Source organism: Streptomyces sp. P17, from assembly GCF_032436805.1.
Lineage (GTDB): Bacteria > Actinomycetota > Actinomycetes > Streptomycetales > Streptomycetaceae > Streptomyces.
Genome location: NZ_JAVRBF010000002.1, coordinates 33,602 through 51,376 on the forward strand (window position 1 = coordinate 33,602; position 17,775 = coordinate 51,376).

Here is a 17,775-nt window from a genome sequence, read left to right on the forward strand (position 1 = left end):
GGAGATGCCTTTCTCCGTCGTGTTCCGCGGCCCCCAGCGGGGGCCGCGGTCCTTGGCTCGGCCGGGCGGGTCGGCCGCCGCAAGGGGCGGGGGCGTCACCGCGACATGAATTCACCCGTTGATGGATTCATCCTGCCATGAATTATTCTCCCCGCGCGACGGTGCAGGCAAGTACCCCGTTCGGACCATCCACCCGAAGTAGAGCGAAAGCAGTGACTCGTCAAGGGGAGGACAAGCGATTCCCGAGCCGGCCAGCGCGTGCACGGCGTTCGTGGCGTCGTAGTCGATGGCCTCCTCGCCGCCGACGACGAACTCCTCGACCACCCCCATGACGGGGTGCAGCTCGTTGTCGTTGACGCCGAACGACTCCTGGAGCGTCCCCCACCACTGCTCCACCGGCACCGTGCGGAACTCCCAGCCGTGCCGCTCCATCGCGGACAGCAGCTCCTTGAAGGCCGCCTTGCGCCGGTTGACCAGGTGGTACGTCAGTCCCCACTCGTGCGGCCGGCGGGAGATCCGCACCAGCGCCGAGGTGACGTAGTCGACCGGGGTCATCTCGATCTCCAGATCGAGATCCGGAGCCATCCCGAGCTGCACACAGCCCTTGATCACCCGGGTGGTGAAGTGCGTGGTCAGACAGGCGCCGGTGCGCGAGTCGCCGAGCACCCGGCCGGGCCGGTGCATATCGACCGGGATGCCGCGCTCCTGCGCCTGGCGGACCAGCAGCTCGGCCGCCCACTTGGTCTGGACGTACCCGGTCACCAGCTTCCCGGCGCCGAGGATGTCGTCCCCCTCACCGATCACGGTGCGGCCGTCGGCGGGGATGCCCCAGATGCCGTACGTCGACACGTACGAGACCGGGATCTGCGCCGGACCCGCGCAGGCGAGCCGGAGGATCTCCTCGGTGCCGGTCAGGTTCGCCGGGCGCAACTGCTCATAGGTGTAGGAGAAGTTGACCCAGGCGCCGTTGTGGTAGATCGCGTCCACGGTGCCCGCGAGCCGGGTGAAGTCGGCGTCCGTCAGGCCCAGTCGGGGCTTGCCCAGATCGCCGGGGACGACCGTGATCCGGTCCTCGGCGCCCTCCCGCCACGGCAGGTACTGCTCCAGGTTCTGCCGGATCCGGGCCAGGCCCGACTCCGGTGCGTCACAGCGGACCAGGCAGTGGACGGTGGCGCCGGTGGTGGCCAGCAGCTCGTCGAGGAGATAGGCCCCGAGGAAGCCGGTGGCGCCGGTGAGCAGGACATCTGTCGGGTTCGTGTAGCCGTCGCCGACCGGGCCCGCCGGCACGATCGCCGGGTCGAGGGAGACATCGGCCGCGATGAGCGCCGGCTCCGTCCAGTCCGCGGCCGGCTCGGGGGCGGCCTCGCCCTCGCCGCCGAGCTCGGTGTCGAGCAGCCGCATCCAGTCCTCCAGCGTGGTCCGCTCGAAGAACTGGCCAGGGCGCACGCTGATGCCCAGATCGCCCTTGCAGCGCTTGACGACCTCCATCACCATCAGCGAGTCCAGGCCGTGCGACATCACGTCCGCCTCCGGCAGCACCGACTCCGGCGGCACCGCGAGCACCTCGCCGAGCACCTGCTGGAGATAGCCGGTCAGCACGGTCGTACGGCCTGCCGGGTCGGCGCCCTCAAGGGCCTGGAGCACCGCTGTCGAGGTCCCCGAGCCGGTGCCCTCGTCGATCTCGACGGTGCGCAGCACCGGTCGGTCGGCGCGGGCCTCCATGACCGGCTTGTACACCGACCAGTCGGCGGCGCACACCACGGCCTGCGGCGCGTCCCCGGCGAGCAGGGCGTCCAGCAGCTTCAGGCACTGCGGTGCGGACAGGGTGCGCAGACCGGTGGAGGTCAGGAACTCCAGGACATCGGCGCCGAACAGGTTCGACGCCAGCTCCCACGGGCCCCAGCTCACGGTGAGCGCGGTGAGCCCCTGGGCGTGCCGGTACTCGGCGAGCGCGTCGAGGAAGGAGTTGGCGGCCGCGTAGCTGGTCAGGTGCTGCGACCCCCAGGTGGCGGCGATCGAGGAGAAGCCCAGGAAGAAGTCGAGCTCAAGTCCCTCGGTCAGCTGGTGCAGCAGCCAGCCGCCGACCACCTTGGGCCGCCACACCGCGTCGTACTCATGCGGATCCGACACCGGGATGTCCCGCAGGAACTGCGGTACGGAGGTGCCTGCCGCGTGCACCACACCGCGCAGCGGCCGAAGGCCCGTCGCCAGGCCCTGGATCACCGGCAGCATGTCCTCGACGTCGTTGACGTCGGCCGCGACCACGTCGACCTGCACCCCGGTCTCCTCCAGCGCGGCGACGAAGTCGACACGCTCGCGGACGGAACCGGTCAGGCCCGGGTCGTTCCACTGGTGGCGGGGCGGCAGCGGGGTACGGCCGAGCAGGACGAGCTTGCCCGCGCCGTTGTCGGCGAGATTGCGGGCCAGGGTCTGTCCGATGCCGCCGAACGCACCGGTGATCAGATAGGTGCCCTGCCGGTCGATCCGCGGTCGGCGCCGCAGCTCCTCGGCGGTGAGCGTGAACTTCACCAGCCGTGCCACCCGGCGGCTCTGGCCGCGCAGCGCCTGCTGGTCCTCGGCGGCGGTGTCGGCGAGCGCCGCGGCCAGCGCCGCGCCCTCGTCGTTCTCCCCCGCCTCCGGGTCGAGGTCGACGGCTCCGGCCCAGTGCTCGGGGTGCTCCAGCGCGACCACCCGGCCAAGGCCCCACAGCGTTCCGGCGAAGGGCGAGGTGACGCCCTGCTCCGGCAGCGCGGGCACGGCGCCCCGGGTGACCAGGCTGAGCCCGGTCTTCGTGCAGGCCGAGCGGGCGGTCATGCCCTGGACCAGGGCGACGGCGGCCAGTTCGGCGCGGTCCCGGAAGACGGTGAGCGAGTCCGCGTCGGCGGCGTCCGGGCGCGGCGCGTCCAGGCCGGTCAGCAGTACGACCCGGTGCGGGGCGACCTCGTCGGGCAGTTCGCGCAGCCAGTCGTCCAGGTCGGGGGCGCCGGACTCCTCGATGCGGCAGTGCGCGCCACGGGCCCGCAGCGCCGAGGCCAGCCGGCGGGCGGTGCCGGTGCGGTCGGGCACCAGCAGCCAGCCCTGCCCGGACAGGTCCGGTTCGGCGGGGGCCGGTTCGGTCTCCTGCCATTCGAGCCGGGTGAGCAGCTCCTCCGGGTGCCGCCAGGGCGCCGGGGCGGGGGCGGCGGACACCGGCTGGCTGACGACCATCAGCTCGCGGATGCCGCCCAGGTAGGCGCCGTCCTCGGCGAACAGGTCGACGCTGCCGCAGACCGTGCCGGGCTCCTTGCCGGCCTGGGCGATGGCCCGGACGTACCGGGCGCCGTCCAGCGATTCGAGCGTGGCCTCCACGACCCGCCCGGCGAAGCCGGCCTCGCTCAGCCCTGCGTCCCAGGACACGGCCGCGACGGCCGCGTCGAAGACCTGCACGGCGTGGTCGGCGGTCTCCCCGCTGTCCAGACCGAGGGCCACCAGCACGCCCTCGTCACCGCGGTGCGCCGAGACGACGGCACCGATCAGCGCGTCCGACAACGACGCCGTCTCGTAGTGGACTTCGTCGCTGTACTCCTGCCCGGCCAGCGTCGGGGCGCTGCTGCCGGAGTGCCGCGAGCGGGTGCTCGCCCGGCGCCGCAGGAGGGCGCGGGCATGCCGGGTCCAGGGCGCTCCGGCGGCCGCCTCGGCCGGGGTCTGGCTGTGCAGCTCGACGATCGCGCAGCCGTCGTCGTCGCCGCTGACGGTGATCTGGAGGACCCGCCCGGCCCGGTCCATCGGCGGCGGCTGGAACACGTCGAGCCGCTCGACGCAGGACCACACCCCGCCGAGCGCGTCCGCGGCCGCCGCCCGCGCCGCCCGGCCCAGCGAGCCGACGGGCAGGAACCGGAAGCCGTCCGAACCGGTGCGCGCGAAGCGGTCCCAGTCCGGCTCGTCCAGTTGCAGCTCATAGGTCGGTACGGCGCTGTGCAGCCGTATCCCCGCCTGCGGCACGGGAGTTCCCGCGGAGGCCCGGGGCGACTCACGGCGCGGCTCGTACCAGTAGCGCTCGCCGTGCCAGGGGGTGACCGGCAGGGCCACCCGGCGCGGCGTGCGTCCCGAACCCGAGTGCACCGCCGTCCAGTCCACGGTCTCACCGCGCAGATGCAGCAGACCCAGCGCCCGCTGGACGGCGGTGCGGTCCTCGGGTGCGCCGGCCCTCGGCTTGTACAGGGACGGCACGTACAGGCAGTCGCCGTCAAGACCGGTGCGTTCCCCGATGCCGCTGAGCACCGGGGCGGGGCCGATCTCCAGGAAGGTGCGAGCCCCTTCCGCGTGCAGCGCGGTGAGGCCGTCGTGGAAGCGGACCGTGCCGGCCGCGTGCCGCACCCAGTACTCCGGGCCGCTGTCCTCGGCGGCCCAGGGGCGCCCGGTGTGGTCGGAGACCAGCGGCAGGGTCGGCATGCGGTAGGTCAGCGACTCGGCGACCGCGCGGAAGTCCGCCAGCATCGGCGCCAGCAGCGGGGAGTGGAAGGCGTGGCTGACGGTCAGCCGGGTGGTGCGCATACCGCGCTGCTCCAGCGCCGTGCGCACCGCGTCCACATCGGCGGCGGCGCCCGAGATCACCACGCTGGAGGGGCCGTTGACCCCGGCCAGCGACACCGTGTCGCGGTACTCGGCGATGGCCGCGCGGGCCGTGGCCTCGTCGCAGTCCAGGGCGGCCATCGCGCCGCCCGCCGGCAGCGCGGCCATCAGGGCGGCGCGGGCCGCGACCAGCCGGACGGCGTCCGGCAGCTCGAAGACGCCCGCGACACACGCGGCGACGATGCCGCCGACGCTGTGGCCGAGCAGCCCGCTGGGCTTGAGACCCCAGGACTGCCACATCCGGGCGAGCGCGTACTCGACCGCGAACAGCGCGGGCTGGGTGTAGCGGGTGTCGTCGACCGGGGAGTCCTGGCCGGGCTCCGGCCACACCACGGACGCCAGCGGGCGGTCCAGGTGCGCGTCGAACAGGGCGGCGGCCTCGTCGAAGGGCGCGCGGAAGGCGGGTTCACCGGCCAGGCCGCGGGCCATTCCGGCGTACTGCGAACCCTGGCCGGTGAACAGCCAGGCCGTCTTGCGGTGCTTGTGGACGGGCAGTACGGCGGTGACGACGCCGGAGGCCCGCTCACCGCGCGCGAACGCCTCCAGCGCGTCGGCGAGTTCGCCTCCGGTGGAGCCGGTGACGGCGAGCCCGTTGCGCTGCCGGGACCGGCCGACCTGGCTGGTCCAGCTGATGTCGGCGAGCGGCACCTCGGGGTTGTCGCGGAGGTGACCGGCGTAGCGGCCGGCGAGTTCGGCGAGCCCCTCGGCGGAGTGCGCGGACAGGGTCAGCACCGTGGGTCCGGCGGACGCGGGCGGCTCGGCCTTCACGGGGGCGGCGCTGATGACGGCGTGCGCGTTGGTGCCGCTCGCGCCGAAGCTGCTGATGCCGCCGATCCGCGGCCGGTCGCCGGTGGCGCCCCAGGGGCCGCCGTCCTTGGTGACCTCGACGTTCAGCTTGCCCCAGTCGACGTTCGGATTGGGGTCGTTGAAGTGCAGATGCGGCGGCAGGTGGCCGTGCTGGAGGGCGAGGACCAGCTTGAGCACACCGGCGATGCCGGCCGCCGACTCCAGGTGGCCGATGTTGGTCTTGATCGAGCCGACCTTCAGCGGGCTGTCCGACGGACGGTTGCGGCCGATCACGGCCTGCAGGGCGCGGAGTTCGATCGGGTCGCCGAGCGCGGTGCCGGTGCCGTGCGCCTCGATGTAGTCGACGTCGCCGGGGGCGATGCCCGCCTGCTCCAGGGCGCCCCGGATGACGCCCTGCTGGGCGGCAGGGTTGGGCACCGTGAGCCCGCTGCTGCGCCCGTCGTGGTTGACGGCCGAGCCGCGCACCAGCGCCAGCACCGGGTCGCCGTCGCGCAGCGCGTCGGAGTAGCGCTTGAGGACGACCACACCGGCGCCCTCGCCGCGCACATAGCCGTTCGCACTCGCGTCGAAGGTCTTGCAGCGCCCGTCCGGGGAGAGCCCGCCGAACTTGCTCATCATGACGAAGCCGTACGGCGAGAGCATCAGGTTGACCCCGCCGGCGAGCGCCATGTCGCACTCGCCGGTGCGCAGGTCCTGGCAGGCCTCGTGCAGCGCGACCAGGGAGGAGGAGCAGGTCGTGTCGACGACCTTGCTCGGTCCCATCAGGCCGAGGGTGTAGGAGATCCGGCCGGCCACGAAGCTGGGCTCGCCGACCAGCTGGTAGGCGTCGACGTCCCGGATGTCGCCCTCGCTCTGGCGCAGCCGGGCGTAGTCGGTGGTGGAGACGCCGACGTAGACGCCGGTGGCGCTGCCGGTCAGCCGGTCCGGCGCGTAGCCGGCCCGCTCCAGCGCCTCCCAGGCCACCTCCAGCGTGATCCGCTGCTGCGGGTCCATGCCGACGGCTTCGCGCGGCGAGATGCCGAACACGCCGGGCTCGAACAGGTCCACGCGCTCGTCGAGGAAGCCGCCCTGCGTGACGTACGCCTTGCCGGGCCGGTCGGGGTCGTCGTCGAAGACCGCCTGTGCGTCACCGCGCTCCGCCGGGAACTCCCGGATGGTGTCGGTGCCGTCCACCAGCATCCGCCACAGCGCGTCGGGGCTGTCGGCCCCGCCCGGCAGCCGGCAGCCGAGTCCGATGACGGCGATCGGCTCGTCCAGCGGCCGGCTGCGGTTCTTCGCCAGCTCGCCCTGGAGCTTCTCGATGGTGCGGACGGCTTCGACGAGGCGGGCCCGGTAGTCCGGGGTCGTCATGGTCAGTCTCCCTCGGTCAACAGGGCTTCGGACGACGCCAGCGCGTCGTCGAGACGGCTCAGCAGGGAGTCGTCGTCGAGGTCTGCGAGATCTTCGGCCGGTTCCTCCGGGGCTGCGGTCGCCGCGGCGGGTTCGGTCTGGTCCTGCGGTTCGGTGAGCACCTCGTCGAGGACGAAGCGGGCGAAGGACGTGACGTTGGGGCACTCGAACATGACGGTGCCGGGCAGTTCGAGGCCCAGCTCGCGCTCGGCGCGCTGCTTGAGATCCTGCGAGAGCACCGAGTCCATACCGAGGTCGAAGAAGCCCTGGTCCGGGGCGACGTCGGCCTCCTCGCCCAGCACCTGCGCGACGAGCTTGAGCAGCAGGTCGACGAGCCGCTCCTGCCGCCGGTCGGGCGACAGCGCGAGCAGTTCGGTGGCGAGGTCACCGGCGGGTTCCGGTACGGTCTCGGCCGCGGACTGCGGCTCGGACTGCGGCCGGGGTTCCGCCGAGTACGCAGTGTCCACCCAATAGGCCTTGCGCTGCCAGGGGTAGGCGGGCAGCGGCACCGGCCGGTGCGGTCCCGGCACCAGCCGGTCCCAGTCGACGCTCACCCCGTGGGCGTGCAACGCGGCCGCCAGTTCCAGCAGTTCGACCGGGCCGAGGTAGGCCTTCTCGACGCCGCTGGGCTGGCGCCGGCGCGGCGCGGTGAGCTGGGCCGGGACGTTCTCGCCGGGTTCGGCGGCCGCGTCCAGGGCGGCGCCCAGCATCCGGATCGCCCGGCTGCCGGTGCCGATGTCCAGCAGGACGTCGGTGCCGGCCACGATGACCTCGTTGGCCAGCGAGGACCAGCCGTCCGCGGCGGAGTGGCGGGCCACCCGCGCCCCGTCGGGCTGGGCGGGGACGGGCACCCCGGCCGCGAGCAGCCGTACCGCGTTCAGCAGCGTGAGGTCGCCCGCGACCACGGCGGCGGCGTACTCCCCGATGTCCCAGCCGACGACCGCGTCGGGCTGCACACCGAGCGTCGTCCACAGGGCGGTGGTGGCGAGCTGGCCCGCGAACACCTCACCGGCCTGCTCCACGCTGCCCGGGTGGGGCGGGCCCTCCGGCTCGCCGAGTTCGGCGCGCAGCGCCTCGCGTGCCTCGGCGAGGGTCGCGCGATAGGTCTCGGCGGCCTCCGGGTCGCCGGCCAGCGCCTCCTCGCAGGCCGACATGTCGGCGGGGGTGCGGCCGTAGACGAACAGCACCGACGCCTCGTCACGGGCCTGCACCGGGCGGGCCCGGTCCAGGGCGGCGAGGAGTTCGTCGCGGGTCCGTCCGACGGCGGTGATCCGGTGCGCGAGGTGGGCGCGGCGGGCGCCCGACGTCCAGCACAGGTCGGCGAGTTCGCTGTCGGCGGCGGCGGCGACGCGCTCGCGCATCAGGGCCACCGCGGCGGTCAGGGCGTCCGGTGTCGCGGCGGACACGGTCAGCACACAGGGCCGTACGGGCCGGGGCGCGGCCGGAGTCCGCGGCTGCTCGGGGGCCTCCTGGACCAGGACGTGGGCGTTGGTGCCGGTGAAGCCGAACGCGCTGATGCCCGCGATCCTGGGCTGTTCGCCGCGCGGCCACGGTACGGGGTCCGCGGCCACGTTCAACGGCAGCTTCGCCCAGTCCAGTTGGCGGGTCGGCTCGGACAGGTGGAGCTGGGCGGGGATGCGCTCCCGGCCCAGCGCCAGCACCGTCTTGATCAGTCCGGTGACTCCGGCGGCGGCCTCCAGATGGCCGACGTTGGTCTTCACCGAGCCCACGACGAGCGGCTGATCGGCGGGGCGCCCGGTTCCCAACGCCCCGGCCAGCGCCCGCAGTTCGACGGCGTCGCCGAGCCGGGTGCCGGTGCCGTGCGCCTCGACGTAGGAGACCTCGTGCGGTTCGATCCCGGCCTGGTCGAGCGCGGTGAGGATGACCTCTTCCTGGGCGGTGCCGCTGGGCACGGTGAATCCGCCGCTGGCCCCGTCCTGGTTGACCGCGCTGCCGCGGATGATCGCGTACACCCGGTCACCGTCGCGCAGCGCGGTCGAGAGTTTCTTGAGGATGACCACACCCGCGCCCTCGCCCCGGCCGTAGCCGTCGGCGGAGTCGTCGAAGGTCTTGCACCGTCCGTCGGGGGCGAGCGCCCCGGCCGCCCCCATGGAGAGGAAGACCGTCGGGGTGGCCATCACGTTCACCCCGCCGGCCAGCGCCAGCCGGCTCTCCCCCGCGCGCAGGCTCTGGCAGGCCAGGTGCACGGCGGTGAGGGAGGAGGAGCAGGCGGTGTCCACGGCGATGCTCGGGCCGCGCAGTCCCAGGAAGTACGAGATCCGGCCCGCCGTCGCGCTGAAGGAGTTGCCGGTGCCGTAGTACAGGTCCACGTCGGACTCGCGGCGGGTCACCAGCTGCTGGTAGTCGGTGGTGTTCAGACCCACGAACACGCCGGTACGGGTGCCGCCGATCCGGTCGGCCGGAACCCCGGCGTCCTCCAGCGCCTCCCACGCCACCTCCAGGAACAGCCGCTGCTGCGGGTCCATGGTGCGGGCCTCGCGGGGCGAGATCCGGAAGAAGGAGTTGTCGAACCCGTCGACCGCCCCGAGGAAGGACCCCCGGGTCGGCACACCGTCGAAGGCGACGGTGTCCCACCGCTCGGCGGGCACCTCACCACTGGCGTCGACCCGCTGGTCGAGCAGCCGCCAGAAGTCCTCGGGCCCGGCGACACCACCGGGGAGGCGGCATCCGATTCCGACGATGGCGATGGGCTCGACGGTGCCGTCGTCGAAGGCGTCGGCAGGTTCCGGAGCGGGGACCGGCTCCTTCGAAACGCCCTGTTCACCAGCGCCGCCAGGGGGCGCGGAGCTGTATCCGTCTGCGGCTCCGGCGCGGGGCGCGCCCGGCCCGGACGGCGCCGTACCCGCCCCGCCACCGGTCTCGGCACTCACCTCGGCGTGCCCCGGCTCAGGCACCAACGTCATGATGTAGTCGGTGAACCCCTCGATCGTGCCGTGCGCCAGCGCATCCGCCCCGTCAACCGCGACATGGAGCTTCTCCGCCACCCGCCGCGCGAACTCCGCGACGGAGATCGAGTCGATCCCCAGCTCGAAGAACCCCCGGGTACGCGGCAGCCGCTTGCGCGGGCTGTGGCCGAGGACCTTGAGGAGCATGGCGTGCACGGTGGACGCCACGTACTCCCGGTCGTGGGCGACCGGCGCGGCCTCCTCGACAGGCTCCTCCACGGGAGCCGGAGCCGCGGCGGCGGCCGTGACCGGAGCGACCATGGTCGCCGGCCTCGGCGTCGGCGCCGCAGGCGTCAGCTCCGCGACCACCCGCCCGCTCGCGTCCACCAGCCGCACCTCGGCCCGCAGTCCGTCCAGGTCGGCCGCCGGGCCCGAGCCCTGCTCGCCGCGCTCCACGCCGTCCAGCCAGAACCGCTCGTCGGCCCAGCGGTGCGGCGGCAGCGTCACCGGGCGCACCGGTGAACCGTGCGCGGTGGCCCAGTCGATGTCGATGCCGGCCTCGTGCAGCGTGGCCCGGGAGCGGGCCAGCACGGTCGGGCCGTCCTGGCCCCGGACCAGCGAGGAGACGACCGGTCCGCGCCGCTCGCGGTGGGCGAGGGCGGACTGGAGCGGTCGGGACAGCACGGGGTGCGCGCCGATCTCGACGAACGCCGTCTCGCCCTCGGCCAGCAGCGCGTCCACGACGGGCCACAGCCGCACCGGCTCGCGCAGGTTGGCGCTCCAGTAGGCGGCGTCCAGCGGGACGTCCTGGCCCGGCAGCGCGGTGGACAGGAACCGCACCGCGGGCGTACTGGGCGTCAAGCCGTCCAGCAGTTCGGCGAGTTCGTCGGCGTAGGGCTGCATCAGCGGCGAGTGGAAGGCGTAGTCGACCGGGAGCGCCACCACGTTCACGCCGTCGTCGGCGAGTTCCCGGACCGCGGCCTCGACGGCCTCCTTGGGTCCGGCGATGACGACGGAGGCGGGCCCGTTCTCGGTGGCGACGACCACCTCGGGGTGGCGGGCGGCGAGCCGCTCGCGGACCTGGTCCGCGCCGAGCTCGACGTTGGCCATCCGGCCGGTGCCGGCGGCACGGTGCATCAGCCGGCCGCGGTGGGCCACCAGCCGTACGGCGTCCTCCAGTTCGAGCGCGCCGGCCATGTGGGCGGCGGCGACCTCGCCCATGCTGTGGCCGATCACCGCGTCGGGGCGGACTCCCCAGGACTGCCAGAGGCGGCCCAGCGCGACCTGGATCGCGAAGATGGCGGGCTGGGCGACGTCGGTGGCCTTCACCCGGGCCGGGTCGGGGTCGCGCAGCACGTCGTACAGGGACCAGCCGGCTTCGGAGAGGAGCAGGTCGTCGCAGTCGTCGAGGGTCTCGCGGACCACGGGCTCGGTCTCGGCGAGGTCGAGGCCCATGCGCGGCCACTGCGAGCCCTGCCCGGAGAAGACGTGGACGAGCTTCGGCGGGTTCTCGGCCGCCCGGCTGCCCTCGGCGTCGGCGAGCGCCGCGGTGAGTTCGGCGGCGTCCTTGCCGACGACGGCGATCCGGTGCTTGAGGTGGGTGCGGCGCACGGCGGAGGCGGCCGCGACCGGTCCGACCGGGTCGGCGAGCGCTCCGGCGTAGTCGGCGGCCAGCCTGCGCAGTCCCTCCGCGGTGGTCGCGGAGACGAGGAGGGTGTGCGGTCCGGCGGGGGTGTCGGTGGTGGCCGTGGTCTGCGGCGCGCTGCCGAGGACCACGTGCGCGTTGGTGCCGGAGAGGCCGAAAGCGCTCACTCCCGCGGTCAGCGGAAGGTCCTCGCCGGGCAGCCGTACGTGCTCCACCGGGACGAGGGTCCCGGAGGACTCCCAGTCGATCATCGGGGCCGGGTAGACATGGTGGATCTGCCCCGGGACCGTGCGGTGCCGCAGCACCAGCAGGGTCTTCAGGAGCCCGGCGATACCGGCGGCGGAGTCCATGTGTCCGAAGTGCGCCTTGTGGGAGCCGACCAGGAGCGGCTCCTCCGGGGGCCGGACGCGGCCGAGCACCTCGGTGAGCGCGGAGATCTCCAGCGGGTCCCCGAGCGGGGTGCCGGTGCCGTGCGCCTCCACGAACACCGGCTCCTCGGGCGGGACGGACGCCGACGCCAGCGCCGCGCGCAGCAGGTCCTGCTGGGCGAGGGCGTTGGGTGCGGTCAGTCCGGCGCTGCGGCCGTCCTGGTTGACGGCCGAGCCGCGGATCAGCCCGTGGATGCGGTCGTGGTCGCGCACGGCGTCGGCGTAGCGCTTGAGCACGACGACACCGCAGCCCTCGCCGCGGACGATGCCGTCGGCGCGGGCGTCGAAGGGGCGGCACCGTCCGGTGGGGGACAGCGCTTGCACCTTGCCCATGAAAACGGAGAGTTCGGGCGCGACGATCACGTTCACGCCGCCCGCCAGCGCCGTGTCGGCCTCGCCGCTGCGCAGTGCCTGGCAGGCCAGGTGGACCGCGACCAGCGAGGACGAGCAGGCGGTGTTGACGGTCATCGCGGGACCGTGCAGCCCGAAGGTGTAGGCGATGCGTCCGGCGGCGAAGCTGAACTCCTTGCCGGAGGCGAAGTACGGGTCGATGGCGCGGATCCCGGAGGTCCGCGCGTGCAGCAGCAGATAGTCGGAGCCGAGGATGCCCATGTGGACGCTGGTCCGGCTGCCCTCCCAGCCGCCGCGCGGCAGGCCCGCGTCCTCCATGGCCTCGGAGCACACCTCAAGCAGCAGCCGCTGCTGGGGGTCCATGCCCCGGGCCTCGCGCGGGGAGACGCCGAAGTAGTCGGCGTCGAACCGGTCGATCTCGTCGAGGAATCCGCCCTCACGGCAGTAGGTGGTGCCCGGGTTGTGCCGGTCGGCGTGGTGGAAGTCGTCGCTCCAACGGTCGGCGGGCACCGGCGTGATGACGTCCACGCCGTCCATCAGCACCCGCCACAGCCCGTCGAGGTCGCGTACGCCGCCGGGGAAGCGGCAACCGGCCCCGACGACGGCGATGTCGTCGGGGCGCGGCTCGTACCGTCGGTTCTCAGCCATGGACCGGAGTACCTCCCGTTGTGACCTGGCCACGTCGGCCGGCCAGGTATCCGGCGAGCGACCGGATCGTCGGATGCCGGACGAGTGCACGCGGGTCAACCTCGTCGCCGAGCCAGTCCGCCAGGGCCGTGGTGATCACCAGGCTGTCGGCGGAGTCGATGTCGAACTCGTCGAAGCACAGGTGGACCGACACCATCGCCGGGGGCAGCAAGGTCCTTTGGGCTATCTGCTCCACCAGCCAGTTCTCCACCGCTTCGGAAGTGATCTCCCTCGCAGGTCCGCTCACCGTGGCACCTCTCTCCCTCAAGTGCGGCCGAAAGCGACGGTAGGGAGACCGACTCAAGACGCCCTTGAGAGAGCGCGAGGATGGCCGATGTTCGCCCCCGCGGGAACGCGCTCGGCGGACGAACGGACGGACGGCTTCGGGGAGTCGAGTGCGTCCGACCCGTCGAACGACGGGCTCTGGCCTGCCCGTCGGCGACCGCGGCGGGACGCTGCCTTCCGGCCAGGAGCGGGCGGACGTACCCCCTCCCCTCTCGAACACCTGTTGACGGCGGCTTGAGCGCGTCCTGTTGCGATCGCCGTCGAACAAGGTCCGCCGACCTCCCTTAGGGCCTGTCTGACCATTCCCGCCTGCCGCGCTCCGGGCGAACGACGGGAATGGTCAGACAGGCCCTAGGGGGTGTTTTGAAAGTCCCGCACAGCACCCACGGCGCCCGGCACGCACCCTCGCCGCACCGGCCAAAGACCCAAGTACGTCCAGTACGAGGGCCTTCGTCCGGCACGCCGAGGGCACGCACCGAACACCGCGGGCACCGCACAGGACTTTCAAAACACCCCCTAGAGCACGGAAGGAAACCCTCCCTTGACCACCGACCCACAGCTGACGCTGTTCTGCCTGGCCCACGCGGGTGGCAGCGCGCATCCGTACATCCGGCTCTCGGCCGATCTGCCGGACCACGTCACGGTCGTACCGCTGGAACTGCCCGGGCACGGCACCCGGGTCCGCGAACCCCTGCTGCACGGCCTGTCCGCGCTGACCGAGGAGGCGGTACGGCAGATCGGCGAGCGCCGGCACGAGCCGTACGCCCTGTACGGGCACAGCTTCGGCGCCCTGCTCGGTTACGAGGCCGCGCGGGCGCTGACCGCCCAGGGCACCCCGCCGGAGCTGCTGCTGGTGTCCGGGCGCAACGGGCCCACCGAGCCGCTCTCGCACCGCCCCTTCCACCATCTGCCCGACGACGGCTTCGTACAGGGTCTGCAGCGGATCGGCGGTCTGCCCGAGGCGCTGCTCGCCGAGCCGGAGCTGCTGAAGTTCTACCTTCCGGCGATCCGGACCGACCTGAAGGTCGTCGAGACCTACACGCACGCCCCGGGCCCCCGGCTGACGGTTCCGGTGACCGCCTTCGCCGGGCGCAAGGACGTCCTGACCGACGCCTCGTCCATGGCCGCCTGGTCCCGGATCACCACCGGGGTCTTCGACCTCACCCTGGTCTCCGGCGGCCACTTCTTCCTCCAGGAACCGGAGTTCAGGGCCGCGCTGGGCGCCCGGCTGACCCGGTTCGCGGCCACCGCGCGCCGCTTCCCGGCGGCCCGTGCCGCGGTCACCCGAGCGGTTGCCGAGTGAACCTCAACCGCGAGCACCCAGCATCGGCGGCTGTACGGCTCTCCCCCCACGCCCAAGCCCGAGACCAACAGGAGGCCCCAGTGGCGGCGCTGTCCCATGAAGAGATCCGTCAGAGGATCAGCGAGTACATCGAGCAGCAGTTCCTCGGCGAGAGCGAGGTTTCGGAGCTGACGGACGACACCCCGCTGCTGGAGTGGAGCGTCCTCACCTCCATGAACACCTCGCTGCTGCTCTCGTTCATCCGTACCGAGTTGGGGGTCGTCGTGCCCCCGACCCACATCACCGGCCGGAACTTCGCGAACCTGGCGGCCATCACGGACATGGTCCATTCCCTGGCCCCGCAGCCCGCTGCCTGAACCGACCGAAGGAAGAGAGAGCATCGTGGACGCACAATTCGACGTCGCAGTCATCGGCGGCGGCCCCGCGGGATCGACCGTGGCCTCGTACCTGGCCAAGGCCGGGCTGTCCGTGGCCGTGTTCGAGGCGGAGAACTTTCCTCGTGAGCACGTCGGCGAGTCCCTGGTCCCGGCCACCACCCCGGTGCTCCTGGAGATAGGGGCCATGGACAAGGTCGAGGCCGCCGGCTTCCCCAAGAAGTTCGGTGCCGCCTGGACCTCCGCCGAGGACCGCGACATCAACCACAACGGCTTCCGTGGCCTGAACCACGACTTCCGCGCCGCGGAGGTCCTGTTCAGCGAGCGGGACCAGGACGGCGTGGACCGCGACCACACCTTCCACGTCGACCGCAGCAAGTTCGACCACATCCTCCTCAAGCACGCCGAGGAGCTGGGCGCCAAGGTGTTCCAGGGCGTCCGGGTCGGCAAGGTCGACTTCGACGGCGAACTGCCGGTCGTGGAGGTGAAGGTCGGCGCCTCGTCGACGCACATCCCGGTGAAGATGGTCGTCGACGCAAGTGGCCGGCAGACCCGGCTGGGCAACCAGCTCAAGACCAAGGTCCCGGACCCGGTCTTCAACCAGTACGCCGTGCACACCTGGTTCGAGGGCCTGGACCGCAAGGCCCTCGCCGTCAACAAGGACCAGGCCGACTACATCTTCATCCACTTCCTGCCGGTCATCGACACCTGGGTCTGGCAGATCCCGATCACCGACACCATCACCTCCATCGGTGTCGTCAGCCAGAAGAAGCGCTTCCAGGAGTACGGCGGCGACCGCGAGAAGTACTTCTGGGACACCGTGTCCTCCCGTCCCGAGCTGCTCGACGTGCTCAAGAACTGCGAGCAGGTCAAGCCCATGAAGACCGAGGGCGACTACAGCTACGGCATGAAGCAGATCGCCGGCGACAACTACGTCCTGATCGGCGACGCCGCCCGCTTCGTGGACCCGATCTTCTCCTCGGGTGTCTCCGTGGCGCTCAACAGCGCGCGGCTCGCGGCGAAGGACATCATCGCCGCCGCCGAGGCCGGCGACTTCAAGCACGAGCGCTTCGCCGCCTACGAGGGCAAGCTCCGCAAGGCGGTGGGCTACTGGCACCGCTTCATCGAGGCCTACTACCGCCTCAACATCCTGTTCACGGCCTTCGTCCAGGACGACCGCTACCGTCTGGACATCCTCAAGATGCTCCAGGGCGACGTCTACGACGACGAGGAGCCGAGGGCGCTGTCCGCGATGTGGGAGATCATCGAGGCCGTCGAGAGCGACCCGACGCACCTGTGGCACCCGTACCTGGGTCAGCTGAGGTCCCCCACCGCCGCGCCCAGCTTCTGATCGATCCCGGCCCTCCCCCAGCCGGGAGAGCGGTGGAGCTGGAGCGCAACAGCCGGCCGCGTGCCTTCTCCGGAACTTCCGGGAAGGTACGCGGCCGGCTCTTTTTCGCTCGGGCCGCGCAGCGGCGCGCAGGGAGCGCGCGCCGCTTCAGGCCGCACGTGCCTGTGCGATGACGGTGAGCAGGGCCCGGGGGGTCGGGGCGTCGGCGACGATCGTGTCGGGCAGCAGCAGCCCGTACTCACGCTTGATCCGGCCGGTGACCTGGAGCAGGGCCAGCGAGTCGTAGCCGAGCCGGTAGAAGGGCGTGTCCAGGACGTCGTCGGCCTCCAGGTCGATGCTCTCCGGTACGCCGGCGCTCTCGCGCAGGAGCCGGAGCAGATCGTCGAGGGTGAAGCCGGCGGAGTCGGACATGGCCATGGGTGCCTCCTTGAAGGTTGAACCGCATGAAGGGTGAAGTGGTGCGGTAGTGGAAGTGGTGCAGCAGTAAGGGGAGTTGGTGGTTCAGAGCCGGCCGAGCAGCACGCCGAGCAGGCTCTGGTCCAGCGTGGTGTCGGCGGCGGTGTCCGCCGCGGCGCCGAAGCCCTCGTCGCGCAGGGCGGCGCTCACCACGTAGTCGGACTCCAGGGCGTAGGTGCCGAAGCTCCACTCCGGGCCGGTGCCCGGGGAGCCGTCCGGCCGCTGGAGGCGGATACGCGCGTCGTCGAGCGTGAAGCCGAACTCGGTGAACCGGAAGCGCAGCCCCTGGCCGATGGCCTTGCTGTACGCCTCCTTCAGCGTCCACAGCCGGACCAGGGCCTTGTTGCGGGTCTGCTCGGGCAGCGAGTCCAGCAGCGCTCGCTCGTGCGGCGTACAGGCCTGGAACTCCACACCGGTGCCCACCATCGGGCGCTCTGCGCGCTCCACGTCGACACCGAGCAGGCCGCGCCGGGTCACCCCGACGACCATGACCTCCTCGGTGTGGCTGAGGCTGATGTCGATCTGGTCGCAGCCGCGCAAGTAGGGCCGGCCGCCCGGCTTGTACGCCAGGTCCACCGCCTCGGGGCGGCTGGCCAGCACCCGGGCCGCGGTGTGCTTCAGCAGCAGCCGGGAGGCGAGAAAGCCCTCCCGCACCCGGCGGTGGCTCAGCCGGTGGAAGCGGGCCCAGTCACGGGGGCCGAGCAACGGGCGCAGAACCCTTTCTTCAGTCTCCCCGGGAAGCCAGTCGGCGACTCTGCCGTAGGTCACGACGGTGCCGCGCGTGGCCAGGGGCCGGAGCACCTCGTCCCACTGGCCCTCGGGGCCGGACACGAGCACGGGGGCCCCGGCGGTGGGAGCGGCCATCAGACAGCCGCCTTCACCAGACGGTCGCGCAGGTAGGCGACCAGGGAACCCACGGATGTCATGCTGCCGACCATGTCGGGCAGGGAGAGTTCGCCGAGCTCCGGGACGGCCTGCTCGACGCGGTACTTCAGCTGCATGATGAGGACCGAGTCGAAGCCCAGGTCCTCGCGCAGGAGCGAGTCCGTGCCCACCTCGGCCACCGGGTCGTCGATGACCCGTCGCACCGCCTGGACCACCGCGGAGATCAGATCGCCGGACGAGTTGCCGGTGTGTGTGTCGTCGGCGTGCGCACCGTGGCTCATGGGCGGTTTCCTTCCG

9 protein-coding genes are annotated in these 17,775 nt (G+C 72.4%); 3 read left to right on the top strand and 6 right to left on the bottom strand.

The window, feature by feature from the left end; all coding sequences use genetic code 11:
* Window positions 1–111: 111 nt before the first annotated feature.
* The 3 genes from RMT89_RS01385 to RMT89_RS01395 are packed head-to-tail and all read right to left on the bottom strand — an operon-like array spanning window position 112 to window position 13,071.
* Entirely contained in the window at window positions 112–6,768 is a 6,657-nt protein-coding gene (locus tag RMT89_RS01385) for a polyketide synthase (protein WP_315882031.1), read from the bottom strand.
* Window positions 6,769–6,770: 2 nt separating this feature from the next.
* Window positions 6,771–12,785 (bottom strand): polyketide synthase, encoded by a 6,015-nt coding sequence (locus RMT89_RS01390; RefSeq protein WP_315882032.1) that lies wholly within the window; start codon window positions 12,783–12,785, stop codon window positions 6,771–6,773.
* Window positions 12,778–13,071, bottom strand: coding sequence for an acyl carrier protein (locus RMT89_RS01395; RefSeq protein ID WP_315882033.1), 294 nt, complete (start codon window positions 13,069–13,071; stop codon window positions 12,778–12,780). The genes RMT89_RS01390 and RMT89_RS01395 overlap by 8 nt, the downstream gene beginning before the upstream one ends.
* 579 nt (window positions 13,072–13,650) lie before the next feature.
* On the opposite strand from RMT89_RS01395, the gene RMT89_RS01400 reads away from it, so the two are divergent.
* From RMT89_RS01400 to RMT89_RS01410, 3 genes are all read left to right on the top strand, one after another.
* Window positions 13,651–14,412: an alpha/beta fold hydrolase gene (locus RMT89_RS01400; protein ID WP_315882034.1), complete on the top strand. Its 762-nt coding sequence runs from the start codon at window positions 13,651–13,653 to the stop codon at window positions 14,410–14,412.
* 80 nt (window positions 14,413–14,492) lie between these two features.
* On the top strand, window positions 14,493–14,768 hold the full coding sequence (locus RMT89_RS01405) for an acyl carrier protein (RefSeq protein ID WP_186286218.1): 276 nt from the start codon (window positions 14,493–14,495) through the stop codon (window positions 14,766–14,768).
* 25 nt (window positions 14,769–14,793) lie between these two features.
* Window positions 14,794–16,137, top strand: coding sequence for an NAD(P)/FAD-dependent oxidoreductase (locus RMT89_RS01410; RefSeq protein WP_315882035.1), 1,344 nt, complete (start codon window positions 14,794–14,796; stop codon window positions 16,135–16,137).
* 147 nt (window positions 16,138–16,284) lie between these two features.
* Here the strand turns inward: RMT89_RS01410 and RMT89_RS01415 are convergent, their stop codons facing one another.
* From RMT89_RS01415 to RMT89_RS01425, 3 genes are all read right to left on the bottom strand, one after another.
* On the bottom strand, window positions 16,285–16,554 hold the full coding sequence (locus RMT89_RS01415; protein ID WP_315882036.1) for an acyl carrier protein: 270 nt from the start codon (window positions 16,552–16,554) through the stop codon (window positions 16,285–16,287).
* Window positions 16,555–16,638: 84 nt separating this feature from the next.
* Complete coding sequence (locus tag RMT89_RS01420) at window positions 16,639–17,457, bottom strand: 4'-phosphopantetheinyl transferase superfamily protein (protein WP_315882037.1); 819 nt, start codon at window positions 17,455–17,457, stop codon at window positions 16,639–16,641.
* Window positions 17,457–17,759, bottom strand: a complete 303-nt coding sequence (locus RMT89_RS01425) for a phosphopantetheine-binding protein (protein WP_315882038.1) — start codon at window positions 17,757–17,759, stop codon at window positions 17,457–17,459. The genes RMT89_RS01420 and RMT89_RS01425 overlap by 1 nt, the downstream gene beginning before the upstream one ends.
* Window positions 17,760–17,775 lie beyond the last annotated feature (16 nt).

Bases quoted from the DNA above. Each gene is read 5' to 3' on its own strand.
- RMT89_RS01385 (WP_315882031.1), bottom strand. From the start codon at position 6,768: ATGACGACCCCGGACTACCGGGCCCGCCTCGTCGAAGCCGTCCGCACC.
- RMT89_RS01390 (WP_315882032.1), bottom strand. From the start codon at position 12,785: ATGGCTGAGAACCGACGGTACGAGCCGCGCCCCGACGACATCGCCGTC.
- RMT89_RS01415 (WP_315882036.1), bottom strand. From the start codon at position 16,554: ATGGCCATGTCCGACTCCGCCGGCTTCACCCTCGACGATCTGCTCCGG.
- RMT89_RS01420 (WP_315882037.1), bottom strand. From the start codon at position 17,457: ATGGCCGCTCCCACCGCCGGGGCCCCCGTGCTCGTGTCCGGCCCCGAG.
- RMT89_RS01425 (WP_315882038.1), bottom strand. From the start codon at position 17,759: ATGAGCCACGGTGCGCACGCCGACGACACACACACCGGCAACTCGTCC.